This window comes from Bradyrhizobium sp. BRP23 (genome assembly GCF_020194135.1).
In the GTDB taxonomy this organism is placed as follows: Bacteria; Pseudomonadota; Alphaproteobacteria; order Rhizobiales; family Xanthobacteraceae; genus Bradyrhizobium; species Bradyrhizobium yuanmingense.
In genome coordinates, this window is the sequence record NZ_JADYVW010000003.1 from 584522 (window position 1) to 607324 (window position 22803).

The following is a 22803-nucleotide window of genomic DNA, read 5'->3' on the forward strand; positions in this document are numbered from 1 at the left end:
GCCGCATAAAACCTCATTTGCCTATCGGCACTGTCCACAAAGAAGGCACCCGCGCTGCAGTGCGGCATGCACCGCTTGCACGTTTGTGTACAAACGGTATCGTCGCGGCGTCCGATTTTCGCGATTGCATGATCTTGGATATCGTCTTGGGCTTGGAAACGAGGATGACGCAGACACCGATCCGCCTCACCGTGAACGGCAGGATCCACGAGCTCACGGCAGCGCGCGACACGCCGCTGCTCTACGTGCTGCGCAATGATCTCGCGCTGAACGGCCCGAAATACGGCTGCGGCCTCGGCGAATGCGGCACCTGTACTGTCCTGATCGACGGACTGGCGGCACGCTCCTGCGCGATTCCGGTGAGCGGCTGCGCCGGGCGCGACATCGTGACGCTCGAAGGCCTCGGCACAAGCGACAAGCCCGACGTCGTGCAGCAGGCCTTCATCGACGAGCAGGCCGCACAATGCGGCTATTGTCTCAACGGCATGATCATGACCACCAAGGCGTTGCTCGCGATCAACCCGCGGCCGACCGAACAGGAGGCGCTGGCGGCGCTGCGCTACAATCTCTGCCGCTGCGGCACGCATGTCGAGATCCTTCGCGCGGTGATGCGCGCATCGGGCCAGCTCACCGAGGCCGCAGATTGATGGCGTCCTTTGTTACGAACGGAGCTGAGCGTGCGGGTTCGCTCATCGTCGCGCGCAGCGTGGACGAGGTCACATCGGAAACCTTCGTCCGCATCACCGCGGACGGTTCGGTCACGGCCTATAACGGCCATGTCGATCTCGGCACCGGCATCCGCACTGCGCTGGGCCAGATCGTCGCCGAAGAGCTCGACGTGTCCTTTGCGCGCGTTGTCGTCGTGCTCGGCAATACGGCATTGGTGCCGAACCAGGGCGCGACGATTGCGAGCGAGACCATCCAGATCACGGCCGTGCCGCTGCGGAAGGCCGCGGCGCAAGCGCGGCACTTTCTGATCGCGCGCGCGGCGGAACGCCTGGACTTGCCCGAAGCCGAGCTCAAGATCGAGGACGGACTCGTTCGCGGCCACGACAATCGCAGCGTCAGCTATGGCGAGCTCATCGGCGACGAAGCGATCCGCCTCGAGCTCGCCGATGACGTCGAGCTCAAGCCTGTCGGCGATTACGCGATCGTCGGCCAGTCGGTGCCGCGCGTCGATCTACCTGCTAAAGCCACGGGCGAGCTGACTTTCGTGCACGACGTCCGAGTATCAGGAATGGTGCATGGCCGCGTGGTGCGGCCGCCCTATGCTGGCGTCGATGCCGGACCGTTCGTCGGCACCAGCCTCATTGCGGTCGACGAATCCTCCGTGCGCGACATTCCCGGCCTTGTCGCCGTCGTGCGGATCGGCGATTTCGTCGGCGTCGTCGCCGAGCGCGAGGAGAATGCGATCCGTGCGGCAGAGCAGCTCAAGGTGAGCTGGAAGCCGACGCCGACGCTTACCGATCTTGGCGATGTCGAGACCGCCCTGCGTGCCAATCCATCGACGCCGCGCACGCTGATCGACAAGGGCGAGGTCGACAAGGCGATATCAGCCGCGGCCAAGCCGATGCAGCGCACTTACCTCTGGCCGTATCAGATGCACGCCTCGATCGGCCCCTCCTGCGCCGTCGCCGACTTTCAGGACTGCAACATCCGCGTCTGGTCGGGCACGCAGAACCCGCATGTGCTGCGCAACGACCTCGCGTTGCTGGTTGAGCGTCCCGAGAGCGAGATCGAGGTGATCCGGCTGGAGGCGGCCGGCTGCTACGGCCGCAACTGCGCCGACGACGTCACCGCCGATGCGCTGCTGCTGTCGCGCGCCGTCGGCCGTCCGGTCCGCGTGCAGCTGACGCGTGAGCAGGAGCATGCCTGGGAGCCCAAAGGCACGGCACAACTCATCGACGTCAATGGCGGCCTCGACGCTGACGGCGGCATTGCTGCTTACGACCTCGCCACGCGCTACCCCTCGAACGCCGCTCCGACGCTGGCGCTGCTGCTGACCGGTCGCATCTCCCCCGAGCCCACCGTGCTCCAGATGGGCGACCGCACCGCGATCCCGCCCTATGATTACGAGCACATGCGCGTCGTCGCCCACGACACGCCGCCGATCGTGCGGGCCTCCTGGTTCCGCGGCGTCTCGGCATTGCCGAACACCTTTGCGCATGAATCCTATATCGACGAGGCTGCGGCCGAAGCCGCCGTCGATCCGATCGAATATCGCCTGCGCTATCTGAAAGACCCGCGCGCGATCGATCTGGTCAATGCGGTGGCCGAGCGCGCGGGCTGGACGCCGCGGCCGGTCCGAGAGGAGAAGGACGGCGAGGTCGTGCACGGGCGCGGCTTTGCATATGCGCTCTACGTCCACAGCAAGTTTCCGGGTTACGGCGCGGCGTGGTCGGCCTGGGTTGCCGACGTCGCGGTGAACAAGACGACCGGCGACGTCAGCGTGACGCGCGTCGTTGCGGGGCAGGATTCCGGGTTGATGATTAACCCGGACGGCGTGCGCCACCAGATCCAGGGCAACGTCATCCAATCCACCAGCCGCGCGCTGATGGAAGAGGTGCCGTTCGAGCGCGGCACGGTGGCCGCGCGCGAATGGGGCGCCTATCCCATCATCCCCTTCCCCGACGTACCCAAGATCGACGTCTTGATGCTGCCGCGGCAGGACCAGCCGCCGCTCGGCGTCGGCGAGTCTGCTTCGGTGCCGAGCGCAGCGGCGATCGCGAACGCCATCTTCGATGCCACCGGCGTGCGCTTCCGCGAGCCGCCGTTCACGCCCGAGCGAATCCTGAAGGGATTGCACGGCGAAGCACCGGCGACACCGCAGTCCCTGCCTGCGCCGGCAGCCCCGCCTCCATCGCGTATCTGGGAAAATCCGTTCGCCAGCCGCGCCGGCATCTTTGCAACGATCGCAGCCGTCTGCAGCGCCGCGATCGGTATCGGCGCGGCGCTCCTTCCCGGCCGCGCCATCGCGCCGATCACCCGGCCGGATGCATCGGTCTATTCCGCAGCGACAATCGCCCGCGGCGCGCAGCTCGCCGCGCTCGGCAATTGCGCGGAGTGCCACACCGCCGTCGGCGGCGCTCCCAACGCCGGCGGACGCGCCTTGGAAACGCCGTTCGGCACGATCTACGCGACCAACATCACGCCCGACGTCGAGACCGGCATCGGCGCCTGGTCCTACCCCGCGTTCGAGCGCGCCATGCGCGATGGCCTGCATCGCGACGGACGCCGGCTCTATCCGGCCTTCCCCTACACGCATTTTGCAAAGACCAGCGACGCCGATCTGCAGGCGCTCTACGCTTATCTGATGGCGCAGCCTGCGGTGCGCGCGACGAGGCCGGCGAATGCGCTCGCCTTCCCGTTCAATCTGCGCCCGCTGCTCGCGGGCTGGAACGCGCTGTTCCACCGAACCCACGAATTCAAGCCGGACCCGTCAAAGTCCGAGCTTTGGAATCGCGGCGCTTATCTGATTGAGAGTCTCGGCCATTGCAGCGGCTGTCATTCGCCCCGCAACGCCCTCGGCGCCGAGCAGCGCAACGCCTATCTCGCCGGCGGCTTCGCCGAGGGGTGGGAAGCGCCGGCGCTGACCTCGCTCTCGCACGCGCCGATTCCGTGGAACGAGGAGGAGCTCTACGCCTATTTGCGCACCGGCCATTCGCGTTACCACGGCGTCGCGGCCGGCCCGATGGCGCCTGTTATCCGCGACCTCAAGGCTCTGCCCGACCAGGACATCCGTGCGATGGCGGTCTATCTCAACTCGTTCAATGACACGGCGGTCGACCAACAGGCGCAGGATGCGCTTGCCGCCAAGCTCGAAAGCACAACGGAAGTGACCGTCGCCTCCTCCGCGGGCGCGCGCCTCTATCAAGGCGCCTGCGCGGTCTGCCACGAGGTCGGCGGCCTGCCGCTGTTCGGCACGCGGCCCTCGCTCGCACTCAACAGCAACCTGCACAGCGCCACGTCGGACAATCTGGTGCAAGTGATCCTGCATGGCATCGCTGAGCCCGTCTCGAGTGATCTCGGCTACATGCCCGCGTTCAGGAACAGCATGAGCGACGCGCAGATCGAGGAGCTCGTCAGCTTCCTGCGCCGGCAGTTCGCACCTAGCAAGCCGGCCTGGACCGGCGTGCGCGAGACGATCTCGCGGGTGCGAAGTTCGACCCACTAACGTCATTCCGGGGCCCGAGCATAGCGAGGGAGCCCGGAATCCATACCCACCAGCCGGGGTTATGGATTCCGGGCTCGCCGCTTCGCGTCGCCCCGGAATGACACTGCGTGAATACGCTAGTCGTGCTTCACCTCCACCGGCGGCGTGCCGTGGGTGTGGAAGGACTCGATCGTCTTCAATCCCCAGGCCTGGCCCTTCTTGCGCTCCTCCTCGGTCCACACGATCGGCTTCCAGTCGGGCGCGAGAATGAGGCGCGCGCCGGCATTGGCGACTTCGACGCGGTTGCCGCCGGGCTCGTAGACATAGAGGAAGAAGGTCTGCTGGATCGCGTGCTTGTGCGGGCCGGTCTCGATGTGCACGCCGTTCTCTAGAAAAATGTCCGCGGCGCGAAGAATCTCTTCCCGGCTGTCGAGCGCGTAGGTGACGTGGTGGAAGCGGCCCGGCACGCCCGAATGATCGAGCGAATAGGCAAAGTCGTAGCTCTTGTTCGACATCGTCAGCCACATCGCAGCTTCACGGCCGTCGTTGAGCACAATCTGCTCGGTGAGGCGGCAGCCCAGATAGGTCTCGAAGAACTCGCGGTTGGCCTTGATGTCGACGGCAAGACAATTGAGATGGTCGAGGCGGCGGACATTGACGCCGCGGGCGGGAAAGCGCTGCGCCTGGTTCTTCAGCGCAGGCTTGAGTTCGGGCGGCGCCTGATACCATTCGGTCTCGTAATAGAGCTCGACGATGTGGCCATCGGGATCGCGGCAACGGAAGGTCGGCCCCTGCCCCATGTCGCCGTCGATCCAGCCGATATCGAAGCCGGATCCTTTTAGCGCCGCAACACGGCGCTCCAGCGCCTGCTGGCTGCGCGCACGGAGCGCCATGTGGCCCATGCCCGAAGTCTTCGACGCCGTGAGCTTGAGCGAATAGCGCTCGTAATCGTCCCAGCCGCGCAAATAGACCGACTCGCCCTTCTGGCCGCTGACGGTCATGCCCATCACATCGACGAAGAACCTCAGGCTCTCGTCGTGCTTCGGCGTCAGCAGCTCCATGTGGCCGAGATGGGCAAGATCGAGGATCGGTTCGGGCTGCATGTTTTCCTCCTGGAGCAGCGCCGGGCTTTCTGCGCGGCACCTCATTTGTACTAATGTACAAATCATTAGGTCCAGTCAACAAAGCAACCGATGTCCCTGCTGCGATCAGCGCCTGACCGCCATCCTCCGGACGAAGCGGGCAGCCTGCCCGAATGGTAAACTCTTCCTTAAGGACCATCTCACCTGAAAGGTCCGGAAAATGCAGCATTTTCCCGGCGATTTTGCCAATAAGCAGGCATTGGCGGCGAGGCTCCCGACCGAATTACCGCGGATTTAACGGAGCCGGCGCGTCCGGCGTTTAACCGTTTGTGCAGCGACGGCCGCGCATAGTCCGGGCAACTCCCCTTGCTCTTGCCAGGTTCATTCATCGTGACATCCTTTGGACGCGTGATTTCGGTTCGCGGATCGCTCGCCCGGGTTGGGCTTCTGGCGGAAAGCCTGATGCCGATCTCGGAGGTGCGGGCCACCGTCGGCCGGTTCGTCAGCATTCGCTGCGCCAGCTCGGTCATCGTTGCGATGATCACGGAGGTCTCCTGCGAAAATCTGTCGAGCTCCGACAATTACATTGCCATCGCCTCAGTCGACCTGCTCGGCGAGATCCTCAATGCCGCGGACAAGGCCAAATTTCAGCGCGGCGTCACCAACTATCCGACCATCGGCGATGCCGTCGACCTGATCACGAGCCAGGAGCTGCGCACGATCTACGCGCCGACCGGCTCGGACCAGATCAATGTCGGCTTCCTGCAGCAGGACCGCTCGGTCATCGCCTATGTCGACGTCGAGGAAATGCTGTCCAAGCATTTTGCCGTGCTGGGATCGACCGGCGTCGGTAAATCGACCGGCGTCTCGCTGCTGCTCAACGAGATCCTGAAGGCGCGGCCGAACCTGCGCATCTTCCTGCTCGACGTGCACAACGAATATGGCCGCTGCTTCGGCGACCGCGCGCTGGTGCTCAACCCGAGGAACCTGAAGCTGCCGTTCTGGCTGTTCAACTTCGAGGAAATCGTCGACGTGCTGTTCGGCGGCCGCGCCGGCGTCCCGGAAGAGCTCGACATCCTCGCCGAGGTGATCCCGCTCGCCAAAGGCGTCTACACACAGTACCAGAACGCCGACCGCATCGGCCTCAAGCGCATCGATCCCAAGCAGATCGGCTACACCGTCGATACGCCGGTGCCCTATCGCCTGGTCGACCTGCTGTCGCTGATCGACGAGCGCATGGGCAAGCTCGAGAACCGCTCCTCGCGCATCATCTATCACAAGCTAATCTCGCGCATCGAGGCGGTGCGCAACGACCCTCGCTACGCCTTCATGTTCGACAACGCCAATGTCGGCGGCGACACCATGGCCGAGGTGATCAGCCATCTGTTCCGCCTGCCCGCCAACGGCAAGCCGATGACGGTGATGCAGCTCGCCGGCTTCCCGGCCGAGGTGATCGATTCCGTCGTCTCCGTGCTCTGCCGCATGGCCTTCGACTTCGGGCTGTGGAGCGACGGCGTCTCGCCGCTGCTGTTCGTCTGCGAAGAGGCGCACCGCTACGCCTCCGCCGACCGCAACATCGGCTTCGGCCCGACCCGCAAGGCGGTATCGCGCATCGCCAAGGAAGGCCGCAAATACGGCGTCTATCTTGGCCTCATCACCCAGCGCCCCGCCGAGCTCGACGCCACCATCATCTCCCAGTGCAACACGCTGTTCACGATGCGCCTCGCCAACGACCGCGACCAGGCGCTGCTGCGCGCCGCCGTGTCGGACGCCGCCGCGAACCTGCTCTCCTTCGTGCCGTCGCTCGGCACCCGCGAGGTGCTGGCGTTCGGCGAAGGCGTGGCGCTGCCGACCCGCTTGCGCTTCAAGGAGGTGCCGCCGCACCAATTGCCGCGCGGCGAGGCCACCATCTCGAGCGTGCCCTCCGTCACCTCCGGCCACGACATGCATTTCGTCAGCGCCGTGCTCGAACGCTGGCGCGGCGCCACCTCGCAGCGCGACGTGCCGAACGACCCCGTGTTCTCGGCACCGCCCGCGAAGACGATGTCCAGCGTCGAAGCCCCGATGCTGCAGCCCTCGATGGGCCTCGATCCGGACCGCTTCTCGCTGCTGAAGAAGCCGCTGCGGTAAGGCCTCGCTCCATCCACATCGTCATTGCGAGCGCAGCGAAGCAATCCAGAGTCTTTCCGCCGGGGGGACTCGGGATTGCTTCGCTGCGCTCGCAATGACGGAGGATGGAACGTCGTTCCCACCTGACACCTTCGTCGCGGCCACTTCGGACCGGCAGATTGAGCCCGCCTTCCGCATCGACTATGGTTCCCGCCCCAAGCCGGACTCCATGCCCATGACAAAGACCGCCGCGCAACGCTTTCCCGCCCCCGCCCTCGACACCCTGCCCGACGACATCCGTAAGCGCCTCCTTGCCGTGCAGGAGAAGAGCGGCTTCGTCCCGAACGTGTTCCTGACGCTGGCCTATCGCCCCGACGAGTTCCGCGCCTTCTTCGCCTATCACGACGCGCTGATGGAAAAAGACGGCGGCCTCACCAAGGCCGAGCGCGAGATGATCGTGGTGGCGACGTCGGCGGCCAACCAGTGCCAATATTGCGTGATCGCCCATGGCGCGATCCTGCGCATCCGCGCCAAGAACCCTGTGATCGCCGACCAGGTCGCGATCAACTACCGCAAGGCCGACATCACGCCGCGGCAGAAGGCGATGCTCGATTTCGCCATGAAGGTCTCGGCAGACGCGCAGCGGATTTCCGAGGATGATTTCGTAGCGCTCGCGCCGCACGGCTTCAGCGACGACGACATCTGGGACATCGCCGCGATCTCCGCCTTCTTCGCGCTGTCGAACCGGCTGGCGAATTTCACGGGCATGCGGCCGAACGAGGAGTTCTATCTGATGGGCCGCCTGCCGAAGACGTAGTCGAGGCGCCATGACCGAGCTCGATTGGCCCGAAATCCTGCTGCGCCTCGGCACGGCCACGCTTGCCGGCGGCGCGATCGGCCTCAACCGCGACCTGCACGGCAAGCCGATCGGGCTGAAGACGCTCGGCATCGTCGGGCTCTCCACCGCGAGCGTGGTTCTGCTCGCATTGCAACTCGCCGAACCGGCCAGGGTCGTCGACGCCGCCAGCCGTGTCATCCAGGGCATCCTCACCGGCATCGGCTTTCTCGGCGCCGGCGTCATCGTGCACCAAAGCACCGGGTTTCGCGTTCGAGGCCTCACCAGCGCCGCCTGCACTTTCCTTGCCGCCTGCCTCGGCATCGTCTGCGGCGCCGGACAATGGAAGATCGTCGTCGTCGCCCTGGCGCTGGCCTTCGTGCTGCTGACGATTGGCCGCCGCCTCGAGCGCCGGCTGCATCGTATGCTTGGCGGCAAGGAAGATCCTCAGCGGACGGAGACCTCGCCGAGCTCGGGTCAGCGGGAGAGCGATTAGAATCGCAACCGTCGGCCCCAAATCGGCTTCAGCAGTTCGAGCGCCGTGAGCACCAGCACTCCCGCGCCGAGCGTGATCATCAAATCGTCAAGATGCAGGGGACCGAAGCGAAACAGGCCTGAGGCCGGCGGCCAGAACAAGGCTGTGGCGAGAACGAGCGCAATCAAGAGGAAGATCCAGAGCAATGCCGCGTTCGGACGGAAGAAGGCGGACAAGAACGATGCGCTGAAGGATCGATTGACCAGCACCAGCGCGAGGACGCAGACGACGAGCGCGATGAATGCGAGGGTGCGAGCCTCCTCGGGCGGAAGGCCGGAACGAAGCGCTGCGACGAAGATCACGGCGATCAAGGCGAAGGCCATCGTGCCTTGCAGAACGCTCCAGGCGATCAGGGGCCACGAGAACAGCTCCGCATCGGCACGCCGCGGCGGACGCTTCATGACGTCGCGCTCCTCCCGCTCGGCCTCGAACACCAGCGAGCAGACGGGATCGATGATCAGCTCCAGAAAGGCGATGTGCACCGGGCCGAGCACCAGCGGCAGCCCGAACACCAGGGGAAGCAGCGCAAGACCCGCGATCGGCACGTGGACGGCAAAGATAAAGGCCATGGCCTTGCGCAGATTGTCGTAGATCCGGCGACCGAGGCGGATGGATGCGACGATGGAGCTGAAGTCGTCGTCGAGCAGGACGATCGAGGATGCCTCGCGAGCGACGTCGGTGCCGCGGCCACCCATCGCGATTCCGATATGGGCGGCCTTCAGCGACGGCGCGTCGTTGACGCCGTCGCCCGTCATCGCGACGATCTCGCCGCTGCGCTTCAGCGCCTGCACGATCCGCAGCTTCTGCTCCGGCAGAACCCGCGCGAAGACGTTCACCTTCCTGACGAGTGCCTCGAGCTCGCGGTCGTCCGCGAGCTTGACCTGCTCCCCGGTCGCGACCTCATCGACGTCGAGCCCGGCTTGCGCGGCGATCGCCATGGCGGTCGCCGGATAGTCGCCCGTGATCATGATGACGCGGATGCCGGCCGAACGGCATTCGCGAACCGCCTCCGGAACATGAGGCCGCAACGGATCGGCAAGCCCGACCAGGCCGACGAAGCGAAATACAAAAGCCTCCTGGGATGCCGGCAGGGAAGCCTCATCGCAAACGGCAACCGCCATCCCCAGCACCCGGAGCCCGTCCTTCGCCATGGCCCCGACGGCAGCTTGCACGGCCTCCCGATCGGCCTCGTTCAGCCTGCACAGGCGCGCAATCGCTTCCGGCGCGCCCTTGGCGCATGCGACGAGGTCCGCCCCTCCGGCTGTCCGCCAAACCTGGGTCATGGCCAGCAGCTCGGGGCGCAGACCATAGGTGCGCACCAGCGTCCGCTCGCCATCCATCGCGTCGCCGTCCCGCAGGACACCACGCGCGAACGAATGCAGCGCCTTCTCCATCGGATCGAACGGCTCCGGAGAGCTTGCCAGTGCCCCGCAGCGCGCCAGCTCTGCGAATTCGCGCCCGACCTGATCCGGTCCGGACGCCTCCGCGCGCAGGCGCGCGCCGTCCAGCAGGCGCAGCTCGGCGACCGACATCTGATTCTGCGTCAGCGTTCCGGTCTTGTCGGTGCACAGGACTGTTGCTGAGCCGAGGACCTCGATGGCGGCGGCGCGCCGCGTCAGGACGCGGGCCTGCGAAATCCGCCACGCACCCATGGCCATGAACACCGTGAGCACGACACCGAATTCTTCTGGAAGCATCGACATGCCGATGGCGACGCCTGCCAGCAGCGCCTGCAGCCAGTCGCCGCGCGAGACGCCGTAGAGCACAATCGCGGCCAGGCTGATGATGGTGCCGCCGAGGAAGCAGAGCCGCACCAGCCTTGCGGTCTGTTGCTGAAGCCGCGGCGGCTCGGCCTGCAAGCCGCGAAGCGACAGCCCGATCTTCCCGATCTCGCTGCGCGGCCCGGTGGCCTCGACCAGCGCCAGCCCCTCGCCGCGCACGACGAGCGAGCCGGAATACACGAATGGCTGATCCTCGCCGCCGGGCCGGTGAGCGGCCGCTGTGATCTTGTCGGCGGTCTTCTTGCGGACGGGTACCGACTCGCCCGTCAGCAGGGACTCGTCGATCTGCAGGTCCCGCGCTTCGACGAGCGCGGCGTCGGCGGGAACGCGATCGCCTTCACCGAGGACGAGAAGGTCGCCCTGCACGACCTCGCGGCCGGCAATTCGCCGGCGCGCACCGTCACGCACCACCAGCGCCCGCGGGCTGGTCAGGTCGCGCAAGGCTTCCAGCACGCGTTCGGTTCGGGTTTCCTGCACCACCGTGATGACGATGGACATCGCCCCGAACGCCAGCAGAATCACCGCCTCCTTGAGATCGCCGAGCACGAGGTAGATCAGCCCGCCGCAGAGCAGCAGCAGCAGCATCGGCTCGCGCAGCACTTCCACCACGATGCGCAGCGGACTGCGTCGTTCCGGCCGAGGCAGTTCGTTGGGGCCGTCTGCCGCGAGCCTCGCCCGCGCCTCGGTCTCACTCAGACCGGCCGCACCTCCGCGTTGCACCTCGCTCACGGTTTCCGCCGCAGGCTCCAGAAGCTGCCGGCACCGACGATTGCGGTGGCGAGCAGGACGGCGACGAAGGTCTGTATGATGGTGAAGTTCAGCGCGTCGCGCGCGACGAACAGCGCCGTGATCGCGCCGGCGAGGACAAAGAGGATGCGAAAGATGACGCTCATGGCCGTGCCTCCAAGATCTGCATGACAAGATCTGCATGACTTGGAGCCCGGGCCCTCCCATCGGGCACAACGCTGTCTCTGCAACCATGCAGGCAGACCTTAGCCGGTCAGGGCGAGGCAGGTTTGCGACAGGTCAAACCTGACCCGGCCATCATCGGTCGACGACTGCGACGTGATGTCCACCCAGCAGCCAACAGTCAACAGCCGCTGCATCGCTCACGGCTGCGAGGCGTATGCGGCTAGCGCTTCGCCATCAACTCGAGCGCCGGAGCAAAGCGCTCCGCGAACGTCAACGTCTTGGCGTGGTGGACTGCGGCAAAGGATGCAGAGATTCCCGCCGAAGCGACCGCGAGCAAGCCAACTACGAAAGCCAGACGGCGCATGTTCGCCTCCTGTATGAGCTCGACTACCCCATAGAGATGGGGCCGCTCTGTTTCAGGATGGTTTCGTGGGCGGGGAAATTGATTTCGCTCAAGCGGCTGTGATGAGATCCGGCTTATCTCGGCACATTCCGTAACCAACTAACAAGGGTGGACGTGTTTTGCAGCGCCGGCCGTATTGGGAATTTGATACCCGCGAGCGCTATCCTAGGCACTGCGGCGGCAACATTCGCCGGGATGGGAGTCATCGAGGACTACGCAAATGAAGATCGTGATCCAGAAGCTCAATGGCCTGTGGCACCTCATCGTCGGATCGAGCCAGATCCGAACGCCGTTCCTGGACACCCAGGACCGCGCGCTGGTGGTCACTTACGCCCGCCGCGCCTATCCCGGCGCCAGGATCTTCCAGCGCGACTGACGTGAATACCCTCAGTCGTCGTCCGCCGGGCCGCACCAGGCGGGCAGATAGATCGCATTCTTGCTTCTGGCCGCGGCCATCGCCTTCTCGAGCGCATTATCGAAATCGGCCTCCACCGCCTTGCGCGAGACCTGCCGGCGCAGGAAGTCGGCCCACAGGAATTCGGAGAACGGTGTGGTGTCCTTGGCGAAGCCGCCCATGCGGCGCAATTCGCCGGCAAGACTGCGGAACGGATCGTCCTTGAGGTCAGCGACGGATTTCGGCAGGTCGCGGAACGAGCGCCGCTCACCCTTGGCGTCGTAAGGATAGACCCAGCGCTTGTTGTCCATGACGCCCCAGAACGCCTCGCGCTCCACCATCCTGAGATCGCCGACGACGGTCACCAGCACTTCCTTGACGCCTTCATCGTGCAGTGCGCGGCCGAGGTGATGATGATCGATCACGTAGTAGCGCGCGTCGGGACCGTAAACGACGGGGATCATGTGCTTGCCGAGCAGATCCGCCTGCTTCTTCTTGCCGTGCTCGCGCCAGCGCCTGCGCTTCTCCTTGACCTCGCGCATGCCGACCGTCATCTGCGTCGGCCGGAGCGACAAGATCGGAACCGGATGCACTCTCGGCTCGCGCGCGTTGGTCGTGGTCATGATCGAAGGCCCCTGGCAGCAACGAAACGGTTCGGGTTCCCGCGACTATGCCACGGGTCCCGCGGTGGCAAAATCCGTTCGGAAGACGCGCAGATCACAAGTCGATGCCGACCGGTAAAAAGACGTCCTCAATGGCTGTCGCTATGCCCGCGTTGCAGCGCAAAGCTCGCGACGGACACGATGGCCCGTTGCTGGATCGCGGCACACCGGTCCATGCGCAAATAGTACGGAGGCACAAATGCATCCTGGCATTGCAAAGATTTACTGCAACGCGTGCCTCACCTATGCTATCTAGATCGCTGCTTCGGAGTGATCCCCGCCCCATGAACAACCAGCGGCCCATAAGCTCTGATGAGGAGCACCGGGTGCTCCAGTTCAGGCCGCGCACCCCGCCTGCCCCAAGGGTCCAGCGCGGTAATGGCTCCGTGCAACCGCTTCGCCTCACGCCCGAACGGCTGGACCTGTCGCGCTACGAGCAGCCGCGTGCCGAGCCCGACAATTACCGGCAGCGCATGCTTGCCAACATCGCAGCGCTCGCCTTCACAATCGCGCTGACGGCGATCGGGATCTGGCTCGCGGTCAGCATCGCCGACCTGCGCCGGACCCAGGATTGCGTGCTGATGGGCCGCCGCGACTGCGTCAAGATCACGACACCGCATATCTAAGGCCCGGCCCGGCACGGACCTCATAGCGGACGGACCCAGCCCGCATCCCCAGCCGCGTCCGGTGCCGTCCCCGGAGGCCTGCCCGGCTCCATTGAACTCAGGGCGGCGCTCCGATATACGGGCTTTCGACCCGGCCAGAGGGGGGTTTGAGGGCGTCATCAGGGGCGCGATGCCCAGCCACCGTGCCACTCTGGACAATCTGACAAATACCTACAATATATCAAAGGCTTAGTGATGTCCTCCACATTCGATCAGGTCGCCACGATCATCGCTGAAACCTGCGACATCCCGCGCGACACGATCACGCCGGATAGCCATGCCATCGATGACCTCGGCATCGACAGCCTCGATTTCCTCGATATCGCCTTCGCGATCGACAAGCAGTTCGGCATCAAGCTGCCGCTGGAGAAGTGGACTCAGGAGGTCAACGACGGCAAGGCGACCACCGAGCAATATTTCGTGCTGAAGAACCTGTGCGCCCGCATCGACGAATTGGTTGCGGCCAAGGGCGCGAGCGCCTAAGGGCGCAGTCATGCAACTCGAATACTTCCACATGATCGATCGCATCGTCGACCTCAAGGTCGACGAGAAGACGATCGTCGTCGAAGCGCAGGTCCCGCAGGAAAGCACCATCTTCGAGGGGCACTTCCCGGGTTATCCCTTGATGCCCGGCGTGCTCCTGATCGAATCGATGGCGCAGGCCTCGGGCTGGCTTCAACTCGGCGTGTTCCGATTCGAACGCATGCCGATCCTGGCCGCCGTGAAGGAGGCCAAGGTCCGCGGCTCGGTCTTCCCCGGCGACCTCATGAGCATCGAGGCGAGCCTCACCCATGAAGGCTCCGGCTATGCCATGACCGAGGCCAAGATCCGGGTCGGCGGCAAGCTGCGCGCCAATTCGGCGCTGACCTTCACGCTGATTCCCTTCCCCAATGCGGATATGCGCGGATACATGGCGAAGGTCGCCGAGCGCGTCGGCTTTCCGCAACAGGCCGTATCGTCATGATTGACACTCCCGCTTTGAAGCCGGGCCAGACCGAGGTCTGGATCACCGGCATTGGGCTCGCCACCTCGCTCGGCGAGGGCCTCGACGCCAATTGGGCCGCGCTTTCCGAGAAGCGCATCAATGTCGACGAGAAGGGCTTTGCGCCCTACATCGTGCATCCCTTGATGCCGGTATCCTTCGACAGCCAGATCCCGAAGAAGGGCGACCAGCGCCAGATGGAAGCCTGGCAGCGCATCGGCACCTATGCCGCCGGTCTTGCGCTCGATTCCGCCGGCATCAAAGGCAACAAGGACATCCTGTCGAAGATCGACATGGTCGTCGCCGCCGGCGGCGGAGAGCGCGACATCAACGTCGACAGCGGCATTCTCACCGCCGAGGCCAAGGGCGCTAACGCGCCGGGCTTCCTCAACGAACGGCTGATGAGCGATCTCAGGCCGACGCTGTTCCTGGCCCAGCTCTCCAACCTGCTCGCCGGCAACATCGCCATCGTGCACGGTCTGGGTGGCACCTCGCGCACCTTCATGGGCGAAGAGGTCGCCGGCGCCGACGCCGCCCGCATCGCGCTCGCGCGCATCGCCTCGGGCGAGAGCGACATCGCGCTGGTCGGCGGCTCGTACAACGGCGAGCGCAAGGACTTGCTCGTCCTCTACGAGTTCGGCGACTTCAACCTGAAGGACAAGTTCGCGCCCGTGTGGGCGCGCAAGGACCATCCCGGCTTCGCGCTCGGCTCGGCCGGCGCCTTCCTGGTGCTGGAATCGAAGGCGCATGCGGAAGCGCGCGGCGCCAAGCCGTTCGCAAAGCTGTCGAGCGTCGTCGCCGACCTCGCCAAACGCAAGCAGCCCGGCGACATGACCGCGACGCTCGAGAAACTGTGGGACAAGCTGCCCAGGCGCGAGGGCAAGGGCGCGATCATCACCGGGGCGACCGGCGCGGAGCCTGCGACCTCGGACGAGCGCGACTTCCTGAAGAACCATGCCGACTTTCCGGTGCGCTCGACCGGCACGGTGTTCGGCCACGCCATGGAAACGCAATTCCCGCTCGGCATTGCCCTCGCCGCATTGTCGATCTCGCGCGGCGCGCTGTTCCCGCCGAATGATTCCACGGGGACCGAGATTGAAATGCAGGGCCCGCCCACCCAGATCGTGGTGGTGGGAGCCGGACACTGGCGCGGCGAAGGCATGGCGCTGGTCGAGGCGATTTAATCAGCTCAAGCGGGGATCGACATGATTGCACCACGCGACAAACTCGGGCGTCCCGTCGTCGTCGTCACCGGCATGGGCATCATGACCTCGCTCGGCGCCGGCAAATCCGACAATTGGGCAAAGCTCGTCGCCGGCGAATCCGGTATCCGCACGATCACGCGTTTTCCGATCGACGGTCTCAAGACCACGATGGCCGGAACGGTCGATTTCGTCAGCGCCGATCCGTTCTCTTCCACCGCTCTGTCCGAGCGGATGGCCGAGCTGGTGACGCAGGAAGCGCTGGAGCAAGCCGGCATCGGCGCCAAGGCCGATTTCCCGGGTCCGCTTTTCCTCGCGGTGGCGCCGGTCGAGGTTGAATGGCCGCAGCGTCGCGAGCTCGGTCGCGCCGTCGGCCAGCAAGACATCACCTATGACGATCTGCTCCGCATCTCCGGCGGCGGCAAGTTTAGCGCCTATCATCATCGCTTCATGTTCGGCTCGGTTGCCGCCTATCTTGCCGAGACCTTCGGCACCAAGGGCTCGCCGATCTCGCTGTCGACGGCGTGCGCGTCCGGAGCCACCTCGATCCAGCTCGGCGTCGAGGCGATCCGCCGCGGCGAGACGGACGCAGCGCTCTGCGTCGCGACCGACGGCACCGTGAACCCGGAAGCGCTGGTGCGCTTCTCGCTGCTCTCGGCGCTGTCGACCCAGAACGATCCGCCGCAGGCGGCCTCCCGTCCCTTCTCCAAGAACCGCGACGGTTTTGTCATGGCGGAAGGCGCCGGCGCGCTGGTGTTGGAGAGCTATGAAGCCGCCACCGCGCGCGGCGCAAAAATTCTCGGCGTGATCGCCGGCTGCGGCGAGCTCACCGATTCCTTCCACCGCACCCGCTCCTCGCCCGACGGCAAGCCGATCATCGGCTGCATGAACAAGACGCTGGCCGATGCCGGCATGACGCCGGATCAGATCGACCACATCAACGCGCACGGCACCGCGACGCCCGAGAACGACAAGATGGAGTTCAACACGACGTCGGCCGTGTTCGGCGAGCTCGCGCAGAAGATTCCGGTCACCTCCAACAAGTCGATGGTCGGCCATACCATCTCGGCCGCCGGCGCGGTCGAGGCGATCTTCTCGCTGCTCACGCTCGAGCATCAGCGCATTCCGCCGACGATCAACTACGACAATCCAGATCCCACGATCCTGTTCGACGTCGTCGGCAACAAGGCGCGCGATGCGCGCGTGACCGCGGTGATGTCGAACTCATTTGGCTTCGGCGGCCAGAACGCTTCGCTGATCCTGACCCGCGAACCGGCCTGACCGGACGCATGGCGCTGCTTCCTGCGAGCACGAAGGCCCGCGCGCGGGAGGCTGCCAAATCGCTCGGCGGCAGCCTGATCGGCGGCGCGACCGTCGCGATGCTGCGCACCACGCGCTATTTCGATCCGGCCAAGACCTCGGACTTCTTCGCGCGTGCCGTCAAGCTGATCGGGCCGCGCCTGCGCGAGCACCGCATCGGCCGCGCCAACCTCACCGCCGCCTTCCCCGAGAAGTCACCGGAGGAGATCGAACGGATCCTGATGGGCGTCTGGGACAATCTCGGCCGCGTCGGCGCCGAGTTCGCCCATATCGACCAGGTCTGGGACTACGCCCGCGATGTCCCCGAGAAGAGTCGCATCGAGATTTCCCCGCGCAGCATCGAGCTGTTCGACCAGATCCGCGACGACGGCAAGCCGGCGCTGATCTTCGCCGCACATCTTGCGAACTGGGAATTGCCGGCGCTCGCCGCGGTCGCGCATGGCCTGGACACCGCGATTCTCTATCGCCGCCCGAACATCGCCTCGGCCGATCGCATCATCCAGGAGATGCGCCAGGTCAACATGGGCACGCTGATCCCGGCCGGCCGCGACGCGCCGCTGCGGCTCGCGCAGGCGCTGAAGGACGGCAAGCACGTCGCCATGCTGATCGACCAGTATCTGACGGCCGGCGTCGAGGTCACGTTCTTCGGCCGCAAGACCCGCGCCAATCCGATGCTGGCGCGCCTCTTGCGCCAGGTCGAATGCCCAATCCACGGCGTGCGCATCATCCGCCTGCCCGACGGCCGCTTCCGCGGCGAGCTGACCGAGGAGATCCCGCCGGTGCGCGATGCCGACGGCAGGATCGACATCCAGGGCACCACGCAGGCGATCACGAGCGTGGTGGAAAGCTGGGTACGAGAACATCCCGAGCAGTGGCTGTGGCTGCATAGAAGGTGGCGGTAAATACTCCGTCATTGCGAGCGCAGCGAAGCAATCCAGAATCGTTCCACGGAAGCAGTCTGGATTGCTTCGTCGCTTCGCTCCTCGCAATGACAGGCGCTACTACCGCCCCGTCTTCACCTTCGTCCAGAGCCGGTTGATGATCCGTTGCGTGGCCGGCTCGCGCGCCGTGATCACGAACAGTTTTGCGAGCGTCGCTTCGTCCGGATAGATGTTCTTGTCATCAAGGATTTTTGGATCCACCAGCTTCTGGCTGGCGAGATTGCCGCTCGCGTAGGACAGGAAGTCCGAGTTCTTGGCGGCAACGTCCGGGCGATAGAGATAGTTGATCAGCTCGTAGGCTTCCTTGACGTTCTTGGCGTCGGCGGGGATCGCGAGATTGTCGAAGAACATCTGCGCGCCCTCCTTCGGAATGGTGTAGCCGATCTCGACGCCGCTTTTGGCTTCCGCGGCGCGGGCGCGGGCCTGCATGATGTCACCGGACCAGCCGACCACGAAGCAGATCTCGCCGGTGGCGAGCGCGCTTAGATATTCGGACGAGTGGAACTTGCGCACGGAGGGGCGGACTTTCGCCACGGCATCGGCGGCCTTTTCCAGGTCCGCCTGCTTGGTCGAGTTCGGATCGAGCCCGAGCCAGCTCAGCGCCGCCGGGAAGATGTCGTCGGCGGAGTCGAGCATGTGCACGCCGCAGTCCTTGAACTTGGCGAGGTTCTCCGGCTTGAAGACGATGTCCCAGCTGTCGATCTTCGCATCAGCCCCAAGGATCTGCTTCACTTTGGCGATGTTGTAGCCGATGCCCGTCGTGCCCCACATGTAGTTGGCGGCGTAGACATTGCCGGGGTCGTAGGTGGCGAGGCGCTGCGTCACCACCGGCCAGGCATTGGCGAGGTTCGGGAGCTTCGACTTGTCGAGCTTCTGGAAGATATTGGCCTTGATCTGGCGCTGCAGGAAATAAGCGGTGGGCACCACGACGTCATAACCGGACTTGCCGGCCATCAGGCGCGTCTCCAGCGTCTCGTTGGCGTCGAAGGTATCGTAGACGACCTTGATGCCGGTCTCCTTGGTGAAGGCCTCAAGGACGTCAGGCGCCATGTAGTTGGACCAGTTGTAGAAATTGACGACCCGCTCCTCGGCACCTGCGGGAGCGGAGAGCAACGTCAGCGCGGCGGCGATCGCGAAACCAAGGCCAAAGCCGGAGCGGCCGACGTTCGTCATCTCTGTCTACCTCTTGCGTCCACGCACCGCGTCCGACAGCCGCTCCAGTGCGGTGTCGAGCGTCTCATCCTTCTTGGCAAAGCAGAAGCGCACCACTGATGTGACCGGGTCCTGCTCGTAGAACGCCGAGACCGGGATCGCGGCGACCTTGTAGTCTTTCACGATGCGCCAGCAGAACTCAGTGTCACTCTCGTTGAGCCCGAGCGGCGACAGGTCGACGGTGAGGAAGTAGGTGCCTTGCGACTTCAGCACGGGGAAGCCGAGGCTCTCCAGTCCCTTGGTCAGCCGGTCCCTGCTCCGCGTCAGGTCCTTGCGCATCGACAGGAAGTAGTCGTCGGACTTGCCGAGCCCATAGGCGACCGCGGCCTGCAGGTTCGGCGCGGTGGTGAAGGTCAGGAACTGGTGCACCTTGGCCGCGACGCGGAGCAGCGGTGGCGCCGCGCAGACGAAGCCGATCTTCCAGCCCGTCAGCGAGAAGATCTTGCCGGCCGAGCCGACCTTGATGGTGCGCTCGCGCATGCCGGGAATGGTGATCAGCGGGATATGCTTGTGCTCGTCGAAGGTGACGTGCTCCCAGACCTCGTCGCAGATCGCGATGACGTCGAACTCCTGGCAGTAGCGCGCCAAGACCTCGAGGTCCTCGCGCGGATAGACCACCGCGCTGGGATTTAAGGGGTTGTTGAAGAGCACCGCCTTGGTCTTTGAATTGAAAACGCTTTTCAGCATGTCTTCATTCAGCCGCCAGTGCGGCGGCTCGAGACGCACCAAGCGCGGAATGCCACCGGCCTGGCGGATGATCGGCAGATAGGAATCGTACACCGGCTGGAAACAGACCACCTCGTCGCCGGGCTGGACCACCGCGAGGATCGCCGAGGTCAGCGCCTCGGTCCCGCCGGAGGTGACCATCACCTCGCTCATCGGATCGAGCTTGAGGCCGTGCCAATGGCCGTAATGGGTCGCAATCGCCTGGCGCAGCTCCGGCAGGCCCATCATCGAGGGGTACTGGTTGTAGCCGTTCAGCGAGGCCTCGGCCGCGGCGCGGCGGATGTCCTCGGGGCCGGGATCGTCGGGAAAGCCCTGGCCGAGATTAATCGCATTGTTGTCGCGCGCGGCCTGCGACATCGCCTCGAAGATGGTGACGGGAAGGTCGGCGAAGACCTTGTTCAGCGAAGAGCTCTTGGTCGTCATTGCGCGGTTAGCCACCGACCTTGCTGGGAAGCCCGGCCGCCTTCCAGCCCAGCATGCCGCCGGCCAGATGCTTGTCGTAAGACAGGCCCGCCGCCTGTGCCGCCAGCGAGGCTGTCACCGAGCGCTTGCCCGAACGGCAGGCGAACACGACCTCCTTGCCGGCCGGATCGGGGATCGCCTTGGGATCGAAGGTCGAGAGCGGAACCACGACGCCGTAAGGGTACGCCTCGGCCTCGACCTCGTTCGGCTCACGGACGTCGACGAGCAGATAGCGCCCTTCCGCGACACCCTTGGCGACCTCGTCCGGGGTCAGATCCTGCACTTGATTTGCCACATCATCCTCCAACGTCGCGGGCCGCGTACCGGGGCGATCCCGGCCGGCGGCAACCTCGCCTCTCGGGAGACGAAAATCAAGCGCCACAAAGGCTTGAGCCGCGCGGCGCAAGTTAAAGCTAAATCGCAGCGACTTGAAGTCCGCTTTGAATCCCATGCCCTGGATCGTCTGCCCTAGATCGTCACCTGCGTGCCGACCTCGACCACACGGCCGGACGGGATCTGGAAATAGTCGGTGGCGTCGTTGGCGGAGCGGCTGAGCGAGATGAACAGCCGGTCCTGCCAGCGCGGCATGCCGGAATGGGCGGCGGGCTTGAGCGCCCTGCGCGACAGGAAGAACGAGGTCGACATGATGTCGAACTGCCAGCCCAGCTTGCGGGCGATCGCGAGCGCCTTCGGCACGTTGGGCGATTCCATGAAGCCGAATTTCAGCGTCACCTTGGAGAAGGTCGGTGAAATCTGCTCCAGCTTCACCCGTTCGGCCGGATCGATCCGCGGGGTCTGCGCGGTCTCGATGGTGAGAATGACGTTCTTCTCGTGCAGCACCTTGTAGTGTTTCAGACTATGCATCAGCGCGGTCGGCGCGCTGAGCGGGTCCGAGGTCAGGAACACCGCAGTGCCGGGCACCCGCTGCGGCGGCCGCTTCTCCAGCATCGCCACGAGATCGGCGAGCGGGAACTCGAGCTTGCGCGATTTCTCGAACAACAGCCGGCTGCCGCGCCGCCATGTGTACATCAAGATGATCATGACTGCACCGAGCGCCATCGGCACCCAGCCGCCCTCGAACACCTTCAACAGGTTCGCGCTCAGGAAGGTCAGATCGAGGAACAGGAACGGCGCAATCAGCGCGCCGGCGGCAAGCGCTGACCAGCGCCAGCCCTTCCAGACCACGACGAAGCCCATCATCGCCGTGACCACCATGGTACCGGTGACGGAGATGCCATAGGCGGATGCAAGCGCGCTCGACGAGCGGAACAGCAGCACCAGCAGCACCACCGCGACCAGCAGCAGCTGGTTGATGCGCGGAATGAAGATCTGGCCGGAATGGGCTTCCGACGTATGGCGAATTTCAAAGCGCGGCAGCAGCCCGAGCTGGATCGCCTGGCGCGTCAGGGAATAGGCGCCGGTGATGACGGCCTGGCTCGCGATGACGGTCGCCATGGTGGCGAGGACGACCATGCAGCCTCGGACGAAGCCTTGCGGGAACAGCTGAAAGAACGGGCTCACGATCGCGCCGGGGTCGCCGAGCACCAGCGCGCCCTGCCCCAGATAGTTCAGCGCCAGCGAGGGCAGCACGATGGTAAGCCACGCGGTCTGGATCGGCCGCTTGCCGAAATGGCCGAGATCGGCATAGAGCGCCTCGGCGCCGGTCACCGCCAGGAACACCGCGCCCAGCGTCACGAAGCCGACGATGCCATGGTGCAGCATGAAGTTCACGGCGTAGAGCGGGTTGAGCGCAAGCAGCACCTGCGGCTGCTGGGCGATCTGAGGGATCGCCGCCACCGCCAGAACCGTGAACCAGACGCACATGATCGGGCCGAACAAGGCGGCAACGCGCGCCGTGCCGCGGGACTGCACGGCGAACAGGCCGACCAGGATCACAACCGTCAGCGGAACGATGTAGGGCTCGAACCTTAGCGTGACGTCCTTCATGCCCTCGATCGCCGACAGCACGGAGAGCGCCGGCGTGATCACGGCATCGCCGTAGAACAAAGCTCCGGAAATGATGCCGAGCAGCACGATGGTCGCGCCGCCGCGGCCGGTGCCAACCGCCCGCTGGGCCAGCGCCATCAGTGCCAGCGTGCCGCCCTCGCCGTTGTTGTCGGCGCGGAGCAGAATCACGACGTATTTGAGCGTCACCACCACGATGAGCGCCCACAGGATCAGGGAGAGCACGCCGAGCACGGCGGCCGGCGTCGGCAACCCGTCCGCGCCCGAGGCCGCCATCACCGCCTCGCGGAACGCGTAGAGCGGGCTGGTGCCGATGTCGCCGTAAACGACGCCGATGCTGCCGAGCGTCAGCGCGCCGAAACCGGCGGTGGTATGGGCATCGCCATGCCCATTTGCCGCCACCGTTTCCGGGGCGGGAACTGCTACGTCGCTTGTCATGGGAGAGCCCGATGGCCTCTAAAA

General features: G+C 65.1%; 21 protein-coding genes. 12 read left to right on the top strand and 9 right to left on the bottom strand.

Going from position 1 to position 22803, the window contains the following annotated elements; all coding sequences use genetic code 11:
* Positions 1-164 precede the first annotated feature (164 nt).
* Both I6F24_RS10945 and I6F24_RS10950 read left to right on the top strand, forming a co-directional pair.
* Positions 165-647, top strand: coding sequence for a (2Fe-2S)-binding protein (locus I6F24_RS10945; protein WP_036001419.1), 483 nt, complete (start codon positions 165-167; stop codon positions 645-647).
* Positions 647-4174 carry a molybdopterin cofactor-binding domain-containing protein gene (locus tag I6F24_RS10950; RefSeq protein ID WP_036022328.1) on the top strand — a complete coding sequence of 1176 codons (3528 nt, stop codon included), beginning with the start codon at positions 647-649 and terminating at the stop codon, positions 4172-4174. Before I6F24_RS10945 ends, I6F24_RS10950 begins: the two co-directional genes overlap by 1 nt.
* Before the next feature lie 116 nt (positions 4175-4290).
* Here I6F24_RS10950 and I6F24_RS10955 read toward each other — a convergent pair whose 3' ends face one another.
* On the bottom strand, positions 4291-5256 hold the full coding sequence (locus tag I6F24_RS10955) for a catechol 2,3-dioxygenase (protein ID WP_036022415.1): 966 nt from the start codon (positions 5254-5256) through the stop codon (positions 4291-4293).
* Positions 5257-5625: 369 nt separating this feature from the next.
* Between I6F24_RS10955 and I6F24_RS10960 the strand changes: the two genes are divergently transcribed.
* The 3 genes from I6F24_RS10960 (at position 5626) to I6F24_RS10970 (ending at position 8675) form a co-directional block, all read left to right on the top strand.
* A complete protein-coding gene (locus I6F24_RS10960; RefSeq protein ID WP_036022326.1) occupies positions 5626-7365 on the top strand; it encodes a DUF87 domain-containing protein in 1740 nt (579 codons plus the stop codon).
* A 214-nt stretch (positions 7366-7579) separates the two neighbouring features.
* Positions 7580-8161: a peroxidase-related enzyme gene (locus I6F24_RS10965; RefSeq protein WP_036001422.1), complete on the top strand. Its 582-nt coding sequence runs from the start codon at positions 7580-7582 to the stop codon at positions 8159-8161.
* 10 nt (positions 8162-8171) lie between these two features.
* On the top strand, positions 8172-8675 hold the full coding sequence (locus tag I6F24_RS10970; protein ID WP_036001373.1) for an MgtC/SapB family protein: 504 nt from the start codon (positions 8172-8174) through the stop codon (positions 8673-8675).
* On the opposite strand, the gene I6F24_RS10975 is transcribed toward I6F24_RS10970, so the two are convergent.
* The 3 genes from I6F24_RS10975 to I6F24_RS10985 form a co-directional block, all read right to left on the bottom strand.
* On the bottom strand, positions 8672-11224 hold the full coding sequence (locus I6F24_RS10975; protein WP_225149447.1) for a cation-translocating P-type ATPase: 2553 nt from the start codon (positions 11222-11224) through the stop codon (positions 8672-8674). The genes I6F24_RS10970 and I6F24_RS10975 overlap by 4 nt on opposite strands.
* Positions 11221-11388: a hypothetical protein gene (locus tag I6F24_RS10980; protein ID WP_167361653.1), complete on the bottom strand. Its 168-nt coding sequence runs from the start codon at positions 11386-11388 to the stop codon at positions 11221-11223. The genes I6F24_RS10975 and I6F24_RS10980 overlap by 4 nt, the downstream gene beginning before the upstream one ends.
* 239 nt (positions 11389-11627) lie before the next feature.
* Entirely contained in the window at positions 11628-11771 is a 144-nt protein-coding gene (locus I6F24_RS10985; RefSeq protein ID WP_167361652.1) for a hypothetical protein, read from the bottom strand.
* 259 nt (positions 11772-12030) lie between these two features.
* On the opposite strand from I6F24_RS10985, the gene I6F24_RS10990 reads away from it, so the two are divergent.
* The gene (locus I6F24_RS10990; protein WP_165637160.1) at positions 12031-12186 is read left to right on the top strand and encodes a hypothetical protein; all 156 of its coding nucleotides are present in this window, start codon (positions 12031-12033) and stop codon (positions 12184-12186) included.
* Positions 12187-12197: 11 nt separating this feature from the next.
* Here the strand turns inward: I6F24_RS10990 and I6F24_RS10995 are convergent, their stop codons facing one another.
* A complete protein-coding gene (locus I6F24_RS10995) occupies positions 12198-12827 on the bottom strand; it encodes a ParB-like protein (RefSeq protein WP_225149446.1) in 630 nt (209 codons plus the stop codon).
* A 323-nt stretch (positions 12828-13150) separates the two neighbouring features.
* On the opposite strand from I6F24_RS10995, the gene I6F24_RS11000 reads away from it, so the two are divergent.
* The 6 genes from I6F24_RS11000 (at position 13151) to I6F24_RS11025 (ending at position 17937) form a co-directional block, all read left to right on the top strand.
* The gene (locus I6F24_RS11000) at positions 13151-13492 is read left to right on the top strand and encodes a hypothetical protein (protein WP_128262271.1); all 342 of its coding nucleotides are present in this window, start codon (positions 13151-13153) and stop codon (positions 13490-13492) included.
* Between the two features lie 234 nt (positions 13493-13726).
* The gene (locus tag I6F24_RS11005; RefSeq protein ID WP_007592476.1) at positions 13727-14014 is read left to right on the top strand and encodes an acyl carrier protein; all 288 of its coding nucleotides are present in this window, start codon (positions 13727-13729) and stop codon (positions 14012-14014) included.
* A 10-nt stretch (positions 14015-14024) separates the two neighbouring features.
* On the top strand, positions 14025-14495 hold the full coding sequence (locus I6F24_RS11010) for a 3-hydroxyacyl-ACP dehydratase FabZ family protein (RefSeq protein ID WP_036001387.1): 471 nt from the start codon (positions 14025-14027) through the stop codon (positions 14493-14495).
* On the top strand, positions 14492-15697 hold the full coding sequence (locus tag I6F24_RS11015; protein ID WP_036022319.1) for a beta-ketoacyl-ACP synthase: 1206 nt from the start codon (positions 14492-14494) through the stop codon (positions 15695-15697). Before I6F24_RS11010 ends, I6F24_RS11015 begins: the two co-directional genes overlap by 4 nt.
* Before the next feature lie 21 nt (positions 15698-15718).
* The gene (locus I6F24_RS11020) at positions 15719-16996 is read left to right on the top strand and encodes a beta-ketoacyl-ACP synthase (protein WP_036022315.1); all 1278 of its coding nucleotides are present in this window, start codon (positions 15719-15721) and stop codon (positions 16994-16996) included.
* An 8-nt stretch (positions 16997-17004) separates the two neighbouring features.
* Positions 17005-17937, top strand: a complete 933-nt coding sequence (locus I6F24_RS11025; protein WP_036022313.1) for a lipid A biosynthesis lauroyl acyltransferase — start codon at positions 17005-17007, stop codon at positions 17935-17937.
* A 99-nt stretch (positions 17938-18036) separates the two neighbouring features.
* Here the strand turns inward: I6F24_RS11025 and I6F24_RS11030 are convergent, their stop codons facing one another.
* The 4 genes from I6F24_RS11030 to I6F24_RS11045 all read right to left on the bottom strand — a co-directional run bounded on the left by I6F24_RS11030 (position 18037) and on the right by I6F24_RS11045 (position 22779).
* A complete protein-coding gene (locus I6F24_RS11030) occupies positions 18037-19149 on the bottom strand; it encodes a polyamine ABC transporter substrate-binding protein (protein WP_036022311.1) in 1113 nt (370 codons plus the stop codon).
* Positions 19150-19155: 6 nt separating this feature from the next.
* A complete protein-coding gene (locus I6F24_RS11035) occupies positions 19156-20337 on the bottom strand; it encodes an aminotransferase (protein ID WP_036022308.1) in 1182 nt (393 codons plus the stop codon).
* Positions 20338-20344: 7 nt separating this feature from the next.
* Positions 20345-20671 (bottom strand): rhodanese-like domain-containing protein, encoded by a 327-nt coding sequence (locus I6F24_RS11040; protein WP_036022412.1) that lies wholly within the window; start codon positions 20669-20671, stop codon positions 20345-20347.
* Positions 20672-20844: 173 nt separating this feature from the next.
* The gene (locus I6F24_RS11045; protein WP_036022305.1) at positions 20845-22779 is read right to left on the bottom strand and encodes a potassium transporter Kup; all 1935 of its coding nucleotides are present in this window, start codon (positions 22777-22779) and stop codon (positions 20845-20847) included.
* Positions 22780-22803 lie beyond the last annotated feature (24 nt).